Genomic DNA, 13,712 nt, shown 5'->3' on the forward strand with positions numbered 1-13,712 from the left:
ATTCCATCGAGAATGCCGAGATGCCCGCGCGCGCCATCGCGCCAAGGGCCGCGTCATTGCCGTACGGATCCATCGTCGCAAGCACGATAGCGCCGGACTTGTAGGATTTGAGCTCGGCATCGATCGGGCGACGCACCTTCAAGACGATGTCCGCCTTGGAAGCATCGCCGGCCTTGCCGATCGTCGCGCCTGCCGCCTGATAGTCGGAATCGGGTATCCGCGAACTGTCGCCCGCCCCCGCTTCCACCACAACGGACAAACCGAAAGCAATCAGCCGCTTCACCGTATCCGGCGATGCGGCGACCCTCGTTTCCGTTGCGTCAACCTCCCTGGGTACGAAAACTGTCTGTCCCACCGGCAAATCCTTTCGGTTGGAACCCTACTCCCGACACGCACGCAGCCCGCATTGCGGGCCGCGTAGCATGCTGCCCGACGCAGCCCCTACTCTAACGGAGCAGGAAGACGCCGAGGCCACAAAGCAATATGAAAAGAATGGTCGCTGAAAAGAAGCCGGCGCTGGTGAAGAACCCGAATGCCATGGCGACGAGCAGTGCGACGCACATGAGCGTCACGTATTTCGCCAGGCCGAGGAACATCGAATATGTCTTCTCGTGCTCCTGGTAGTCCATGTCGGCACCCAGTTCCAGCGGGCCGTGCGGTGTCTTGTCTGCCATCGTCGGACTCCCCTCCGAATTTGCTCTCGTGCGCTGATACCGAAATCGACGCACGAGGGCAATGGCACGATTGTCGCGGCGTCACCCGAGTTTCGACGAGGCGCGGGGCCGGTCAACCAGAAGCCCGCGGAGTGCTGCAATGCCGGCAACGAGGATGAACGCATAGCCCGCCGCAATGAACGTCTGCTCGTATCCATATGCGTTTACCAGGGGTTGGCTGGCGAGCGGGGACAGGAATTGCCCCAGAAAGATGCTCGACACCAACCCGCCCGACAGACGGCCACGCATGGCCGGCGGCGCGGCTGCAAGCAGCGTCGTGCTGAGATTGGGCATCATCAACCCGAAACCAACGCCTGCGATCCCCATCGCTGCGACCAAGAGCGCAAGCGAGGGTGCGAGGCCCTGCAGCACGAAACCTGCGCCCATGACAGCGAAAGCCAGGCCGAAAAGCGCGAAGGGCGACATGGCCTTGCGCAACCTTGGAAACAGGAGCGATCCCGGCAAGACGCCCAAGGTCGATGCGCCCATCGCGATGGCGATGGTCAATGACGTCCCGCCATGGGTTTCCGCGATGAGAAACGGGGCCTGCGTGGGGATCAGAAGGAACAGCAGAGGCCCGGTGATTGCCAGTGCATAGACCGCGATCACCGTGCCGGAGAGACGCTGTCCGCCACCGTCAGGCGCGACGGACGTAGCGGCAAGCGCACGCGGCGGGTTTGGAACGTAGATCCAGAACGCCGCGACCAGAGGCGCCGCCACGAGGTAGATCAGAAACGCAGCGTGCCAGTCGATCTGCGTCAGCGCGCCCGCGGCAAAGATCATGCTCAGGCTGATGATGGAGTTCGCGCTGACCTGCCTCCCCATGATGGCTGCGCGCTGCTCGGGCTCGAAAAGGTCGCCGACGAGCGAAGTGAACCCGGCCATCAGGAACGCCACGGAGAGGCCAAGGCCGGCGCGCGTGGCGAGCAAGACCTCGAGACTGTCGACCGCAACGCCTGCCGTTCCGAAGATCACGAAGCCGATGAGCGCCCAGAAGACGATCGGCCGCCTCTCCGATCGGTCGAGAACATAGCCCGCGAACGGCGCCGCCACGGCAATGACGAGGGCCGGCAAGGTGATGATGAGGCGCACCAGAACGCTGGAACCGGGGTCGCCCGAAAAATGCGCCTCGATGGCAGGCAGCGCCGGCGCGATGACTGCCGTGGCGAGCACGACGAGCGAGCCGACGAGAACCAGCGTGGCCTGGGCCGCGCGACCCGGCGCATGGGCGGTCGATGAGGCTCCGCCGGACCCGATATCGGCGGCCTCGTGCAAAGGCGTTTCTCGCACATCGATCATGCGGCCACCTCGAATTCGCGATCGGCCCGCGCCGACCTGAGCGCGGATGCCCACCAGTGCAGTCGCGACAGAAGCGTCGCCATCGACCGCTCGGCCGCAACGGGATCCTTGAGCTCTCCATCCGCGCCGAAGCGGTTCCACACGCCGGCGAAGCTGACCGTATCGCGCAGACCAACCGCGTGGAGTTCGGCGAAGACCCCGCGCAGATGCTCGACCGCGCGCAATCCGCCCGAAAGGCCGCCATAAGAGACGAACGCGACAGGCTTGGCATGCCACTCTTCGCCGAACGTGTCGATGAACGACTTCAGCGCGCCGGTGAAGGAGTGATTGTATTCCGGCGTCACCACGATGAAGCCGTCCGCAGCCGCAAGCCGGTTGCCCGAAGTTCGCCCGCTTGCGCGCTCCGGCGTGTGATCGGCGGGGTCCACGAGATCGATCTCGAACCGGCTGTCCATGCCGATCTGCCCTGCCACCCAGGACACGATCGTGTCGCACAAGCGCCCGTCACGGACACTGCCATAGATGACTGCGATTCTGAGCGCCTTCTGCATCAATCAGGCTCCTTCCGGGCTGAGAACGAGCGTATTCTGGCCCGCCACGATCTTCCAGCCATCAACCTGCCGCGCGATCACATAGAGCGGCACCGCGCCGGGTTCCTGCCGCTCGCGTCCGTCCGCATCGGTCGGAACCTGCTTCAGGTTGACGATGCCGACATCCGGCCGGACGGAAATGATGTCGACGATGTCATAGCGTGCAAAATTGTTTCCGTTGCGCGCCATCATCGTCCGGGCCAGGCGCTCGATCTCGCCGCGCCCCCTGGCGCGCACCCCGATCGCATTCGTCCAGATGGCGTCTTCGCTGAGGTTCTTCGCAAGGGCCGCCGCATCCTTCGCGTTGAACGCATCCTGCATCGCGCCCACCAGAGCACACGCCGCCACACGCTGCTCGAATCCGGGCTCCTGCGTAAAAGTCTGCAATGCCGTCGCCATCATTCTCTCCTTGATTTGCAACGCAACGGCCGCATTGATACAACCTCAACAAATGTTGTGGTCAATGACGAAATGACAGAAAAAGCAGATGGCGCGAAACCACGCCCGTTTCCAAGGGAACTGAGTGTCGGCGAGGTTGCGGCACGGGCAGGCGTGGCGGTGTCGGCGCTCCACTTCTACGAGCGTGAAGGGCTGATCCAGAGCCGGCGCAGCCGGGGCAACCAGCGCCGCTATCCGCGCGAAATCCTGCGCCGTGTCGCGGTGATCAAGATCGCGCAACGAACCGGCATTCCGCTCGCATCGATCAAGCAGGCCCTGGCGACGCTGCCGGATGGCCGCACGCCGACCGCCGACGACTGGCGCAAGCTTTCCGAAGGTTGGCACGCGGAACTCGACGAGCGCATCCGCGCCCTGACGCAGCTTCGCGACAGCCTGACAGGCTGCATCGGTTGCGGATGTCTGTCCGTCCGGGATTGCCCCTTGCGCAATCCGCACGACGCGCTGGCAAGCGAGGGTCCCGGCGCCAGATTGCTTGAACGCTGAGCAATCCGGCGTGTGGTTTCGGCAACAGGAGAGCCTTCGATTGCCGGATCGGCCGATCCGCGGGTGGAAGCGACTCGAACATGATGATACGACACATTACATCTTGAAACATTAGGTGAGGACAGGCTGAACCTGTCCATGTTCGATGCATCCAAGACTGACGATTTCGATGGCCATGGCGTTCGTGGCGACCCTCTTCGCTGCCTCGCCGGCGCTCGGCGATGACCGGCCCCTGATCTGGGAGCCGACCATGCCGAACGAGAACGCGCTCGGCGCGCGCGTCGGCACCAGGCTCCCCACGCCCTGGCACTCGACCGCCGGGGTGACGCTCTCCGTCGAGGACAAGGGCGCAAAGCTCGGCTTCAAGCCGATGACGATGTGGGGAACGGTGGAAATGCCGTCACAATCGGGACGGGGCCGGGAGCGAAAGACGCGCCTCCAGTTGAGCGCGCGCGGCGTCGAAGGCACGCGCACGGCCATCGTCTCCCGTTCGGTGAAGGCAACGCTTCCCAGTCTCGACGCCGAGATCGACCAGTCGCTCGCCGTCGATCACGACCCGCGCGGACCCCACCAGTTGCGCCTGCGCGGCACGCAGTCGGTGCGCCTGACCTCGCCGAAGACGCGCACATCGGTCGTGGCAAGCACCTCGCGCAGCGACACGAGCCCGTGGAAGACGGCGATCACGGTGGAGCAGCCGGTGCGCAAGGCGCTCAAGTTTTCAGCGCGCGTGGACGGCGAGAACTGGTCGAGCAAGAAGACGCGCGTCGGCGCATCCTACAGCTTCAAGTGGTGACCTAAAGCGAGTCGCGATCTTTCAGATTCGCTTACCGCGCTTTAGGTCCTTGTTTTTATGCATGTCGTTGTCCCAAAACCGGTTCCCACTTTTGGGCGACAAGCATTAGCGACGGGTCACGCAAGCCAGCGCTTGCGCCGCTTGTAGTGCTTCACGTCCTTGAAGGAGCGACGCCCCTCGCCGCCCACGCCCAGATAGAATTCCTTGACGTCCTCGTTCTCGCGCAGCGATGTCGCGTCGCCGTCGAGCACGATGCGGCCCGATTCGAGGATGTAGCCATATTTGGCGTATCGCAGGGCGATGTTGGTGTTCTGCTCGGCGAGCAGGAAGGACACGCCCTGCTCCTCGTTGAGCTTCTTCACGATCTCGAAGATTTCCTCCACCAGTTGCGGCGCAAGCCCCATCGACGGCTCGTCGAGCAGGATCATCTTCGGCCTCGACATCAGGGCGCGGCCGATGGCGGTCATCTGCTGCTCGCCGCCTGACGTGTAGCCGGCAAGGCTCGTGCGCCGCACCTTGAGGCGCGGGAAATACTGGTAGACGAGGTCGAGGTCGTCGCGGATCGCGGCTGCCCCGTCACGCCGCGTGAAGGCGCCGGTCATCAGATTGTCCTCGACCGAGAGATGGCCGAAGCAGTGACGGCCTTCCATCACCTGGATGCAGCCGCGCCGCACCAGCGTGTTCGGCGACAGGTTCTGCACCTGCGCACCCTCGAAGAGGATGTTGCCCTTGGTGACCTCGCCGCGCTCGGCATGGAGCAGGTTCGAGATCGCCTTGAGCGTCGTCGTCTTGCCCGCCCCGTTCGCGCCCAGAAGCGCGGTGATGCCGCCGCGCGGGACCGAAAGCGACACGCCCTTCAGGACGAGAATCACATGGTCGTAGATCACCTCGATGTTGTTGACCGAGAGGATCTGTTCGGCGGGGTCAGGGGTTGGAGCGGTGCTTGTGGGCGTCATTGACCTTCCAATCAGGAAAGCCGGTCCGGCGTCGAAACGCCGGACCGGGATTTCAGTCTATTCGGTGCACTCGTCGTTCATGCCCCAGGGCTGATTGGCGGCCGCATATTCCGCCGAAGCCTTCTCGACCAGCGGATCGATGCTCGCGCGGTCGGCCGTCAGCAGGTCGGACGCCTTGACGAACTTCGCACCGTCCCACTCGACCATCCATGCACTGGCGTGGCCGGTGTGGTTGCTGCAGCTCGTCGAGAACGGAGCCATCATCTCCTCGGCTCCGATTTCGGCGAGCTTCGCCTCGTCGAGCTTGATGTTTTCCAGACCCCAGCGAAGCTGTTCGCGGTCGATGTTCGGCGTTCCGGCATGATCCTGCGCCGCCCTCACGGCGTCGGCCAGCATGACCGACATCAGGATGCCGCGCTGGTAGGCCGTGCTGTCGAACTCGCCGGCGGCCTGGTTGATCTGCGACTTGCCGGTATCGACGACGTACTTCTTGACGTCCTGCATCAGCTTGGAGTCGGAATCCACGAAGTTCCACGACAGTGCGCGATAGCCCTTGCCCTGATCGCCGACGAGCTTGAGGTCGGGCTCATGCGCGCCCCACCAGACGCTGACGAACTGGTTCATCGGATAGCGGGTCTTCACCGCCTCGGTGATCGCGCCGGCATTCATCGCGCCCCAGCCCCACATGAGCACGAAGTCAGGACGCTCGCGCCGGATCTGCAGCCACTGCGCCGACTGGTTCTGCATCTCGGTCAGGCCGACCGGGATCGGCAACAGGCTGAAGCCATGCTTGGCCGCAAGCGATTCCAGAAGCGGGATCGGCTCCTTTCCGTAGGGATGGTCGAGATGCAGCAGCGCGATCTTCTTGCCGTTGAGGTTGTCGAGATTGCCGTCGGATATCGCCTGCATGATCATCGACGCGCCATCCCAATAGGAGGTCGGCGGATTGAACGCCCATTTGAACGTCTTGCCGTCCTGCATGGCCGAGAAACCGTAGCTCGGGGCGAACATCGGGATCTGGTCGACGTTGGTGCGCGGCAGGACCTGAAGCGTGATACCGGTCGACCAGGGCTGCGTGATCAGCGTGCCGTCGGATTTGGTGCGCTCATAGCATTCGACGCCCTTTTCGGTGTTGTAGCCGGTCTCGCACTCGTCGAATGCGACGCGCACGCCGTTGATGCCGCCGTCGCGTTCGTTGAGCATTGTCATGTAGTCGAGCTGGCCGTTCATGTGCGGCGTGCCGGTCGCCGCGAACGGTCCGGTCCGGTACGACATGTTCGGAAGTTTCAGCGCGTCCTGCGCCGCTGCCGGCGCTGCGATCCCGATGGCGAAAGCGCTCGCAATCAGGGCTGCCTTGATCGTGTGTCTCATCAGTCGCTCCTCCGTGTGTGCCCGTTTTCCGGGCGTTTCCTCTACCCTTTTATGCCGCCGCGCCCGCCATCAGTGCGGGAACGGCCAAATGATCAGCTTCTCCCGGATCACGGCCCAGTAGCGCGCAAGGCCATGCGGTTCCAGAATCAGGAATGTGATGATCAGCGCGCCGATGATCATGATGTTGATGTGCTCGACGCTCGATGAACTGATCGGTATCCCGAAGAACCCCGGCACGTTTCCGATGATGACCGGCAGCGCCACGATCAGGATGGCGCCGAGATAGTTGCCGAGGATCGAGCCCAGCCCGCCGATGATGACGATGAACAGGACGCGAAACGACAGCGGGATGTCGAACAGATTGGCCTCCGCCGCGCCGCGCCACAGGAAAACGAACAGCGCGCCTGAGACACCGACGATGTAGGATGACACGAAGAAGGCCATCAGCTTGGCCTTCATCAGATTGATACCGACGAGCTCGGCGGCGATGTCCATGTCGCGCACCGCCTTCCAGATGCGCCCGATGCGGCCGCGCGTGATGTTGATCGCGAAGAGGGTGACCACTGTGACCACGCACAAGACGACGTAGTATTGCGTCAGCGCGGTGGCGTTCGGTCCGGCGATGGTGATGCCGAACATGCGCATGTTCGGGACCTGGATCGCGCCCGACGCGGAGTAATTGTAGAGCCACGCCCATTTCTGGAACAGCCACACCAGGAAGAACTGCGCGGCCAGCGTCGCGATCGCGAGATAAAAACCCTTGATGCGCAAGGAGGGCAGGCCGAACGCGACGCCGATCGAGGCCGAGAAGAACCCTGAGAGCGCGATCGCCACGATCAGGTTCATCTCGGGGAAGATCGTGATCAGCTTGTAGCAGGCATAAGCCCCCACACCCATGAACGCGCCGGTGCCGAGCGACAACTGCCCGGCATAGCCCGTCAGGATGTTGAGCCCGAGTGCCGCGAGCGAATAGATCAGCACGGGGGTAAGGAGCGCGCGGAAGACGAACTCGTTCGCCGTCAGGGGGAAGATCACGAAGGCGATGAGCAGGATGAAGCCGAGCAGCCACGCATCCTGCTTGACCGGAAACAGCGCGTAATCCGCCTCGTAGCTGGTCTTGTATTGTCCGGCGACGCGATAGAGCATGACCTACACCCGCTCGATGATCTTTTCGCCGAACAGGCCCTGCGGCCTGAACAGGAGCACGACGAGCGCCAGGACGTAGGCGAACCAGGCTTCGGTGTTTCCACCCAGCAGCGGCTGGCCCCAGTAGATCTCGAAGAGTTTTTCCAAAATGCCGATCATGAGGCCGCCGATGATCGCGCCGGAGACGGATTCCAGACCGCCCAGCATCAGGACCGGCAGCGCCTTGTAGGCGATCACCTCGAGCGCGAAGGACACGCCCGCGCGAGATCCCCACGCGATGCCGGTGACGAGCGCGATCACGCCGGCGATGAACCAGACGATGACCCAGATCGTCGACAGCGAGATGCCGACCGAGAGCGCTGCCTGATGGTCGTCGCCAAGCGCGCGGATCGCGCGGCCCATCTTGGATTTGTTGAGGAAGAGCAGCAGCCCCGCCACCAGCAGGATCGCACCGGCGACCACGGTCACGTCGCGCTGCTCGATCAGCACGAAACCGCCGAACGGCTCGAACTCGAAGCTCCCCGTCGGGATCATGAGTTCCTCGGTGATCATGCGTTTGTTTTCGCCGCCGAAGATGATTTCGCCGAAGCCGATCAGGAACAGCGTGATCCCGATCGTCGCCATGAAGAAGATGATGTCGGGCTGGTTGACCAGCGGCCGCAGCACGACGCGCTCGATGCACACCGTAAGGATGAACATCACGCCGAGCGTCATGGGAAGCGCGAGAAGGGCCGGCACCCCGCGTTCATGCAGTCCGACCAGCGTCAGCGCCGCGAAGACGACCATGATGCCTTGCGCGAAATTGAAGATGCGCGACGACTTGAAGATCAGGACGAAGCCGAGCGCGATGAGCGCGTAGAGCACGCCGGAAACCGCCCCTTCCCACAGAACCTGCACCAGGAAATCCGGCGCGCCGAACATGTCGGCGAAGGGCTGGATGAGGATCGAGTGTAGAAAGTCCATGTTTCCGGCGTCCCCCTACGCGTCGTCAATGGGTGCGATCACCCGGCCAACTGCGGAAACAGCCCGAGGAGACCGACGATGATGAGGTAGATCGCCACGATGTAGTTGAGCAGACGCGGCACGATCAGGATGATGACACCCGCGATCAGCGAGATCAGCGGGGTAAGAGGCAGGCCTTCCATATGTGTTCCTTTCCATCAGTGAGCCACGCCGAGATAGGCGTCGATGACGGCTTGCTCCGCCTTCACCGCATCCGGCGTACCATCGGCAATCTTCTTGCCGTAGTCGAGAACGACGACGCGGTCGGAAAGGTCCATGACGACGCCCATATCGTGCTCGATGAGCGCGATGGTCGTACCGCGCTGCTGGTTCACGTCGATGATGAAGCGGCTCATATCCTCTTTTTCCTCGAGGTTCATGCCGGCCATCGGCTCGTCGAGAAGCAGGAGCGACGGCTCCATGGCGAGCGCCCGCCCGAGTTCGACGCGCTTCTGCAAACCATAGGGCAGCTTGCCGACCGGGGTGCGCCGTATGTGCTCGATCTCGAGGAAATCGATGATCTCCTCGACCTTCTCGCGATGGGCGATCTCCTCGCGCAACGCCGGGCCGTGCCACAGCATCTGCCAGCCGATACCGCGCGACATGTGCACGGAGCGGCCGGCCATGATGTTTTCGAGCGTCGTCATGCCCTTGAAGAGCGCGACGTTCTGGAACGTGCGGGCGATGCCCTGGCGCACGGCATGGTGCGACTTCATCGCCCGGCGCTCGGTGCCGCGAAAGGTGATGGTGCCTTCCTGCGGCGTGTAGAAACCGTTGATGACGTTGAGCATCGACGTCTTGCCGGCGCCGTTCGGGCCGATGATGGCGCGGATTTCGCCCTTTCGGACATCGAGCGAGATGTTGGAGATCGCCTTCACGCCGCCGAATGCGAGCGAGACATTCTTCACGTCGAGCAGGACATCCCCTTTCGCGATGCCGTCGTCCTCGACGGCGAACTGGCTGGCCGGCGGCTTCAGGGTCATTCGGCAGCCTCCCTGTAGCCGCCCTGCGGCTGGCCGTGCGTCCGGGCGTCGACGATCCTCACGGTCGCGCTGATCTTGCCCTTGCGGCCGTCCTCGAAGGTGACTTCGGTGGAGACGAACTTTTCCGTCGAGCCGTCATAGAGCGCCTCGATCAGCTCGCCATAGCGCTCGGCGACGAAGGAGCGGCGCACCTTCTGCGTGCGGGTCAGCTCGCCGTCATCGGCGTCCAGTTCCTTGTGCAGGATCAGGAAACGCTTGATCTGCGCGCCGGCCATCATCGGCTCGCTCGCAAGCCTGCGGTTCGTCTCGTCGACATTCTGCGCCACCAGGTCGTAGACCAGCGGATGGCCCGCCAGTTCCTGATAGGACGCATAGGCGATGTTGTTGCGCTCGGCCCAGTTGCCGACGGCCTGGAGGTCGATGTTGAGGAACGCGGCGACGAAGTCCCGCCCGTCGCCGAACGCCACCGCTTCCTTGATGTTGGGGAAGAATTTCAGCGTGTTCTCGAGATATTTCGGCGCGTAGAGCGAGCCGTCGCGCAGCTTGCCGACATCCTTGGCGCGATCGATGATCTTGAGCTGGCCATCGGTGTCGAAGAAGCCGGCGTCGCCCGTCTTCACATAGCCGTCCGGCGTCATCGTCTCGACGGTCTTGTCGTCCTCCTTGTAGTAGCCCGAGAACATGCCGGGCGACTTGAAAAGGACTTCGCCATTGTCGGCGATCCGGATGTCGACATTGGGAGCCGCGGGGCCGACCGTATCGGAGCGCACCTGCCCGTCCTTCTGGACGGTCACGTAGAGAAACGCTTCGGTCTGGCCGTAAAGCTGCTTCAAATTGATGCCGAGCGAGCGGAAGAACGAGAACAAATCGCTGCCGATCGCCTCGCCGGCCGTATAGGCGACACGGATGTTCGACATGCCGAGCACGTTCTTGAGAGGGCCGTAGAGAAACAGTTCGCCAAGCGCATAGTGGAGCCGCCCCGCCAGCGAAACGGGCCGCTTTTCGAGGATCGCCTCGCCGTATTTCCTGGCCACTTCGGTGAAGTGGCGGAACACCCATTTCTTGAAGCGGCCCGCATCCTCCATGCGGATCGTGACGCTCGTCAGCAGACCTTCGAAGACGCGGGGCGGCGCGAAATAGTAGGTCGGGCCGATCTCGCGCAAATCCTGCGGAACGGTCTGCTGGCTCTCCGGGCAGTTCATGCAGAAACCGGCGATATAGCCTTGCGCGTAGTTGAGGTAGTGATCCCCCACCCAGGCCAGCGGCAGATAGGCGAGCACGCTGTCCGTCTCCGACAGATTGTCGAAGGCGGCCGTGTCTGCGGCCGCGTTGACGGCCGCGGCCGCCTTGATCATCACGCCCTTGGAGCGGCCGGTCGTGCCCGAGGTGTAGAGCATGATCGACGTGTCGTCGCCGCTGGCGGCCTGGATGTCCGCCGCCCAGCGCCCTGCGCGGTCGGGGTCAGCTTCCATCGCGGCTCGCCCGGCCGCCTGGACGGCGGTGAAATCGTGCAGACCGCCGGCCGGATAGTCCCTCAGGCCGCGCGGCTCGTCGTAGATGATTTCCTTCAGGGCCGGGATCGTCTCGCGGAAGGATTGCAGCTTGTCGACCTGCTCCTGGTCCTGCACGACGGCGAAGCGCACGGCTGCGTGATCGATGACATAGGCCATCTCCTCCGCCACCGCGTCGGCATAGACGGGAACCGGAACGCCGCCCAGCGACTGCACAGCGGCAAAGGTCCAATAGAGACGCGGCCTGTTCGCACCGACGACCGCGACCTTGTCGCCGCGCACGAAGCCGATCGTCTCCAGCCCTATGGCGAAGGCGCGGATTTCGTCGAGCTGCTGCGCCCAGCTCCAATTCTGCCATATGCCGCGATCCTTGTGGCGCATGGCCGGCCCATCGCGAAATCGCTCCGCGTTGAGCAGCAGATATTTCGGAAACGTGTCGAGCGAGGTCGCAGCTTGCGCCAAAACCCAAATCCTCCCGTCGGGCGTTGTCCGCCCTTTATCCTCCCGGAGGACTGCCGCATCGACGCGACCGCCCTCACCATGAACCGGAAGTTTTCACGAAATCGCCCTGCAAGCAACTGGCCGCTTGACAGACAGGACGCCAGATTGTCTCTTGAATGGGCGCCAGTGTATGCGCCCCTCCCAACCATCCGGATCGACATACGATGCCGCGTCTTCGCGGGCTGCCGTCAGGCGTCGTAGGCTGTGAGAGCCGGGATATCGAGCGGCCTGATCCGACCGTGCTCGACCGCGAGCAGGCCTTCGTCCTCGAGCTCCTGCAGGCTACGATTGACGACCTGGCGCGAGACGCCGGCAAGCAGACCGAGCTCTTCCTGGCTGATCTCGATCCACGCGCCGGTATTCGGGTAGAGAACGCGATTGAAGAACCAGGAGAGATTGCGCGCCACCCGCGCCTTGGGGCCGAGGATGCGGTCGTATTCGATCGTAGCGATGAACTGCCCCATCCGCTCGTTGAGCTGGCGCACGAGGAAACGATTGAAGCCGGTGCTGTTTTCGAAGAGCCACATGAACGTCGCGCGCGGCATCATGGCGAGACGCGTCTCGCGGATCGCAACGAGATCGTATTTGCGTGGTTCATCCTTCAGGACCGAGCCCTCGCCGAACCAGCCGCCATCGGTCGCCCCGGCAAATGTCATGGCCTTGCCGTCCCGCGAAATCGCGCTGATCTTGACGAGGCCGGTGACGACGCCGGTCCAGTGATCGAGCTTGTCGCCGCGATGGCAGATGTAGCCGCCCTTCGCGAAGACGCGCTCGACCACGCCGCGGCGCGCGCGGTCCAGTTCGTCGTCGGTCAGCTCAGATGCCCAGACGGCCGAGCGGACGATGTCGTCGCGTGTGGTCATCGGTCCTCGGTGCGGACGCGCTGCCATGGGCAGCCGCATTGCGACGGCTTATGAACGCCCTCTCCGCGAAAGACAAGCAGCCGGCAGGGCGGCCGCCGAGGCGGTTAGGCCGCGTGCTTGATGTATTTCGCGGTCGGCAGAATGGTCAGCGGTGCGAGTTCGCCCTTGGCAGGCTGGCCGAACATCATCCGCTGTTCCATGGCCGTCGACCGGAAGAACGGAAAGCGCACGAACGAGCGAAGACGGATCGCGTTCACGTTGGCCTGATACAGGATCACCTGATAGTTCAGCCCGGGATAGTCGCGCAGGTCGCCGATCTGCTCGGAGCAGTAGATGCGCTTGTAGAAGCCCGCATGGTCGGGGCGGATCGTCGACAGGCAGTACGGCGCTGCGAAGTGGAAGCACGCCATGCCGGCAAGCCGCAATGTGATGTACGGGATTTGCGGAAACGCCTTCGACCACTCCGGATCAGCCGCGAAACGGCTGGGATCGATGAAGGACTCGCCGGCGGATATCCGCGGCATCAGCACGTCGGGATAGACGATGGTCGAAGGTGATTGGGTGTGCTCCGCCGCCGCATGATGGATACGTAAGGTGCTGACGAGCTGGCCGTCGATATACACACCGAAGCGGTAGCAGTTCGGCAGGTCGTCCAGCGCGTCGTAGACCAGACGCTCCCGATTGGCCGGCACCATGTCGGTGGCGCGGTAGGATTTGTAACGAAGCTTGTAGATGGCTTCGAGATCATCCCCGCTCTCGCAACGGCGATACTCTACCCGTTCCAGAAGTGAATAGATGTTCTTGACGAAGGAAGAGACTTCGGCGCCCTCGTTACCGAGATCAGTTGCGCCACGAACGTCCCCCGATGCGCTCGCAAGCGCCGTAACATTGCCACCCATACTTGTCCCCGTACTCAACTCATCCGCCTACTACAGGGTATCGCACCGCCGAAAGGAGTAAAGTCGAAAAAGCGACAGGTGCTGTTAACGCCCGGTTAACCTTAATCAACCGTTAACGACAAAGTCATGGGGCAAGGGGTCTG

The 13,712-nt window shown here is 63.1% G+C and carries 15 protein-coding genes and 1 pseudogene; 2 read left to right on the plus strand and 14 right to left on the minus strand.

Going from position 1 to position 13,712, the window contains the following annotated elements:
• The 5 genes and pseudogenes from AAFN55_RS17695 to AAFN55_RS17715 form a co-directional block, all read right to left on the minus strand.
• Positions 1–355, minus strand: a pseudogene (locus AAFN55_RS17695) (NAD(P)(+) transhydrogenase (Re/Si-specific) subunit alpha); the annotation flags it as partial.
• A gap of 91 nt (positions 356–446) precedes the next feature.
• A complete protein-coding gene (locus AAFN55_RS17700; RefSeq protein ID WP_347800301.1) occupies positions 447–674 on the minus strand; it encodes an aa3-type cytochrome c oxidase subunit IV in 228 nt (75 codons plus the stop codon).
• 81 nt (positions 675–755) lie between these two features.
• Entirely contained in the window at positions 756–2,012 is a 1,257-nt protein-coding gene (locus tag AAFN55_RS17705) for an MFS transporter (RefSeq protein ID WP_347800302.1), read from the minus strand.
• A complete protein-coding gene (locus AAFN55_RS17710) occupies positions 2,009–2,563 on the minus strand; it encodes an NAD(P)H-dependent oxidoreductase (RefSeq protein ID WP_347800303.1) in 555 nt (184 codons plus the stop codon). Before AAFN55_RS17710 ends, AAFN55_RS17705 begins: the two co-directional genes overlap by 4 nt.
• A 3-nt stretch (positions 2,564–2,566) precedes the next feature.
• Positions 2,567–3,001, minus strand: coding sequence for an SgcJ/EcaC family oxidoreductase (locus AAFN55_RS17715; protein ID WP_347800304.1), 435 nt, complete (start codon positions 2,999–3,001; stop codon positions 2,567–2,569).
• Positions 3,002–3,073: 72 nt separating this feature from the next.
• On the opposite strand from AAFN55_RS17715, the gene soxR reads away from it, so the two are divergent.
• Positions 3,074–3,544 (plus strand): redox-sensitive transcriptional activator SoxR, encoded by a 471-nt coding sequence (soxR, locus tag AAFN55_RS17720; RefSeq protein ID WP_347800305.1) that lies wholly within the window; start codon positions 3,074–3,076, stop codon positions 3,542–3,544.
• A gap of 169 nt (positions 3,545–3,713) precedes the next feature.
• Positions 3,714–4,337, plus strand: coding sequence for a hypothetical protein (locus AAFN55_RS17725; protein WP_347800306.1), 624 nt, complete (start codon positions 3,714–3,716; stop codon positions 4,335–4,337).
• Positions 4,338–4,453: 116 nt separating this feature from the next.
• Here the strand turns inward: AAFN55_RS17725 and AAFN55_RS17730 are convergent, their stop codons facing one another.
• The 9 genes from AAFN55_RS17730 to AAFN55_RS17770 all read right to left on the minus strand — a co-directional run bounded on the left by AAFN55_RS17730 (position 4,454) and on the right by AAFN55_RS17770 (position 13,569).
• On the minus strand, positions 4,454–5,293 hold the full coding sequence (locus tag AAFN55_RS17730) for an ABC transporter ATP-binding protein (protein ID WP_347800307.1): 840 nt from the start codon (positions 5,291–5,293) through the stop codon (positions 4,454–4,456).
• 57 nt (positions 5,294–5,350) lie between these two features.
• Complete coding sequence (locus AAFN55_RS17735) at positions 5,351–6,664, minus strand: ABC transporter substrate-binding protein (RefSeq protein ID WP_347800308.1); 1,314 nt, start codon at positions 6,662–6,664, stop codon at positions 5,351–5,353.
• 69 nt (positions 6,665–6,733) lie between these two features.
• Positions 6,734–7,810 (minus strand): branched-chain amino acid ABC transporter permease, encoded by a 1,077-nt coding sequence (locus tag AAFN55_RS17740; RefSeq protein WP_347800309.1) that lies wholly within the window; start codon positions 7,808–7,810, stop codon positions 6,734–6,736.
• A 3-nt stretch (positions 7,811–7,813) separates the two neighbouring features.
• Positions 7,814–8,773, minus strand: a complete 960-nt coding sequence (locus tag AAFN55_RS17745) for a branched-chain amino acid ABC transporter permease (RefSeq protein ID WP_347800310.1) — start codon at positions 8,771–8,773, stop codon at positions 7,814–7,816.
• Between the two features lie 38 nt (positions 8,774–8,811).
• Positions 8,812–8,955, minus strand: a complete 144-nt coding sequence (locus tag AAFN55_RS17750) for a DUF3096 domain-containing protein (protein ID WP_347800311.1) — start codon at positions 8,953–8,955, stop codon at positions 8,812–8,814.
• Between the two features lie 15 nt (positions 8,956–8,970).
• Positions 8,971–9,795: an ABC transporter ATP-binding protein gene (locus AAFN55_RS17755; protein WP_347800312.1), complete on the minus strand. Its 825-nt coding sequence runs from the start codon at positions 9,793–9,795 to the stop codon at positions 8,971–8,973.
• The gene (locus AAFN55_RS17760) at positions 9,792–11,768 is read right to left on the minus strand and encodes an AMP-binding protein (RefSeq protein WP_347800313.1); all 1,977 of its coding nucleotides are present in this window, start codon (positions 11,766–11,768) and stop codon (positions 9,792–9,794) included. The genes AAFN55_RS17755 and AAFN55_RS17760 overlap by 4 nt, the downstream gene beginning before the upstream one ends.
• A 227-nt stretch (positions 11,769–11,995) precedes the next feature.
• A complete protein-coding gene (locus AAFN55_RS17765; RefSeq protein ID WP_347800314.1) occupies positions 11,996–12,670 on the minus strand; it encodes a Crp/Fnr family transcriptional regulator in 675 nt (224 codons plus the stop codon).
• Between the two features lie 104 nt (positions 12,671–12,774).
• Positions 12,775–13,569 (minus strand): hypothetical protein, encoded by a 795-nt coding sequence (locus AAFN55_RS17770; protein WP_347800315.1) that lies wholly within the window; start codon positions 13,567–13,569, stop codon positions 12,775–12,777.
• Between the last annotated feature and the right edge of the window lie 143 nt (positions 13,570–13,712).

Source organism: Mesorhizobium sp. CAU 1732 (genome assembly GCF_039888675.1).
Lineage (GTDB): Bacteria > Pseudomonadota > Alphaproteobacteria > Rhizobiales > Rhizobiaceae > Aerobium.

What these genes read in the sequence shown, in the direction of transcription:
- AAFN55_RS17745 (WP_347800310.1), bottom strand. Translation starts at nt 8,773, where the DNA reads ATGGACTTTCTACACTCGATCCTCATCCAGCCCTTCGCCGACATGTTC.
- AAFN55_RS17770 (WP_347800315.1), bottom strand. Translation starts at nt 13,569, where the DNA reads ATGGGTGGCAATGTTACGGCGCTTGCGAGCGCATCGGGGGACGTTCGT.
- AAFN55_RS17735 (WP_347800308.1), bottom strand. Translation starts at nt 6,664, where the DNA reads ATGAGACACACGATCAAGGCAGCCCTGATTGCGAGCGCTTTCGCCATC.
- AAFN55_RS17730 (WP_347800307.1), bottom strand. Translation starts at nt 5,293, where the DNA reads ATGACGCCCACAAGCACCGCTCCAACCCCTGACCCCGCCGAACAGATC.
- AAFN55_RS17715 (WP_347800304.1), bottom strand. Translation starts at nt 3,001, where the DNA reads ATGGCGACGGCATTGCAGACTTTTACGCAGGAGCCCGGATTCGAGCAG.
- AAFN55_RS17700 (WP_347800301.1), bottom strand. Translation starts at nt 674, where the DNA reads ATGGCAGACAAGACACCGCACGGCCCGCTGGAACTGGGTGCCGACATG.
- AAFN55_RS17755 (WP_347800312.1), bottom strand. Translation starts at nt 9,795, where the DNA reads ATGACCCTGAAGCCGCCGGCCAGCCAGTTCGCCGTCGAGGACGACGGC.
- AAFN55_RS17765 (WP_347800314.1), bottom strand. Translation starts at nt 12,670, where the DNA reads ATGACCACACGCGACGACATCGTCCGCTCGGCCGTCTGGGCATCTGAG.
- AAFN55_RS17740 (WP_347800309.1), bottom strand. Translation starts at nt 7,810, where the DNA reads ATGCTCTATCGCGTCGCCGGACAATACAAGACCAGCTACGAGGCGGAT.
- AAFN55_RS17725 (WP_347800306.1), top strand. Translation starts at nt 3,714, where the DNA reads ATGGCCATGGCGTTCGTGGCGACCCTCTTCGCTGCCTCGCCGGCGCTC.
- soxR (WP_347800305.1), top strand. Translation starts at nt 3,074, where the DNA reads ATGACAGAAAAAGCAGATGGCGCGAAACCACGCCCGTTTCCAAGGGAA.
- AAFN55_RS17750 (WP_347800311.1), bottom strand. Translation starts at nt 8,955, where the DNA reads ATGGAAGGCCTGCCTCTTACCCCGCTGATCTCGCTGATCGCGGGTGTC.
- AAFN55_RS17710 (WP_347800303.1), bottom strand. Translation starts at nt 2,563, where the DNA reads ATGCAGAAGGCGCTCAGAATCGCAGTCATCTATGGCAGTGTCCGTGAC.
- AAFN55_RS17705 (WP_347800302.1), bottom strand. Translation starts at nt 2,012, where the DNA reads ATGATCGATGTGCGAGAAACGCCTTTGCACGAGGCCGCCGATATCGGG.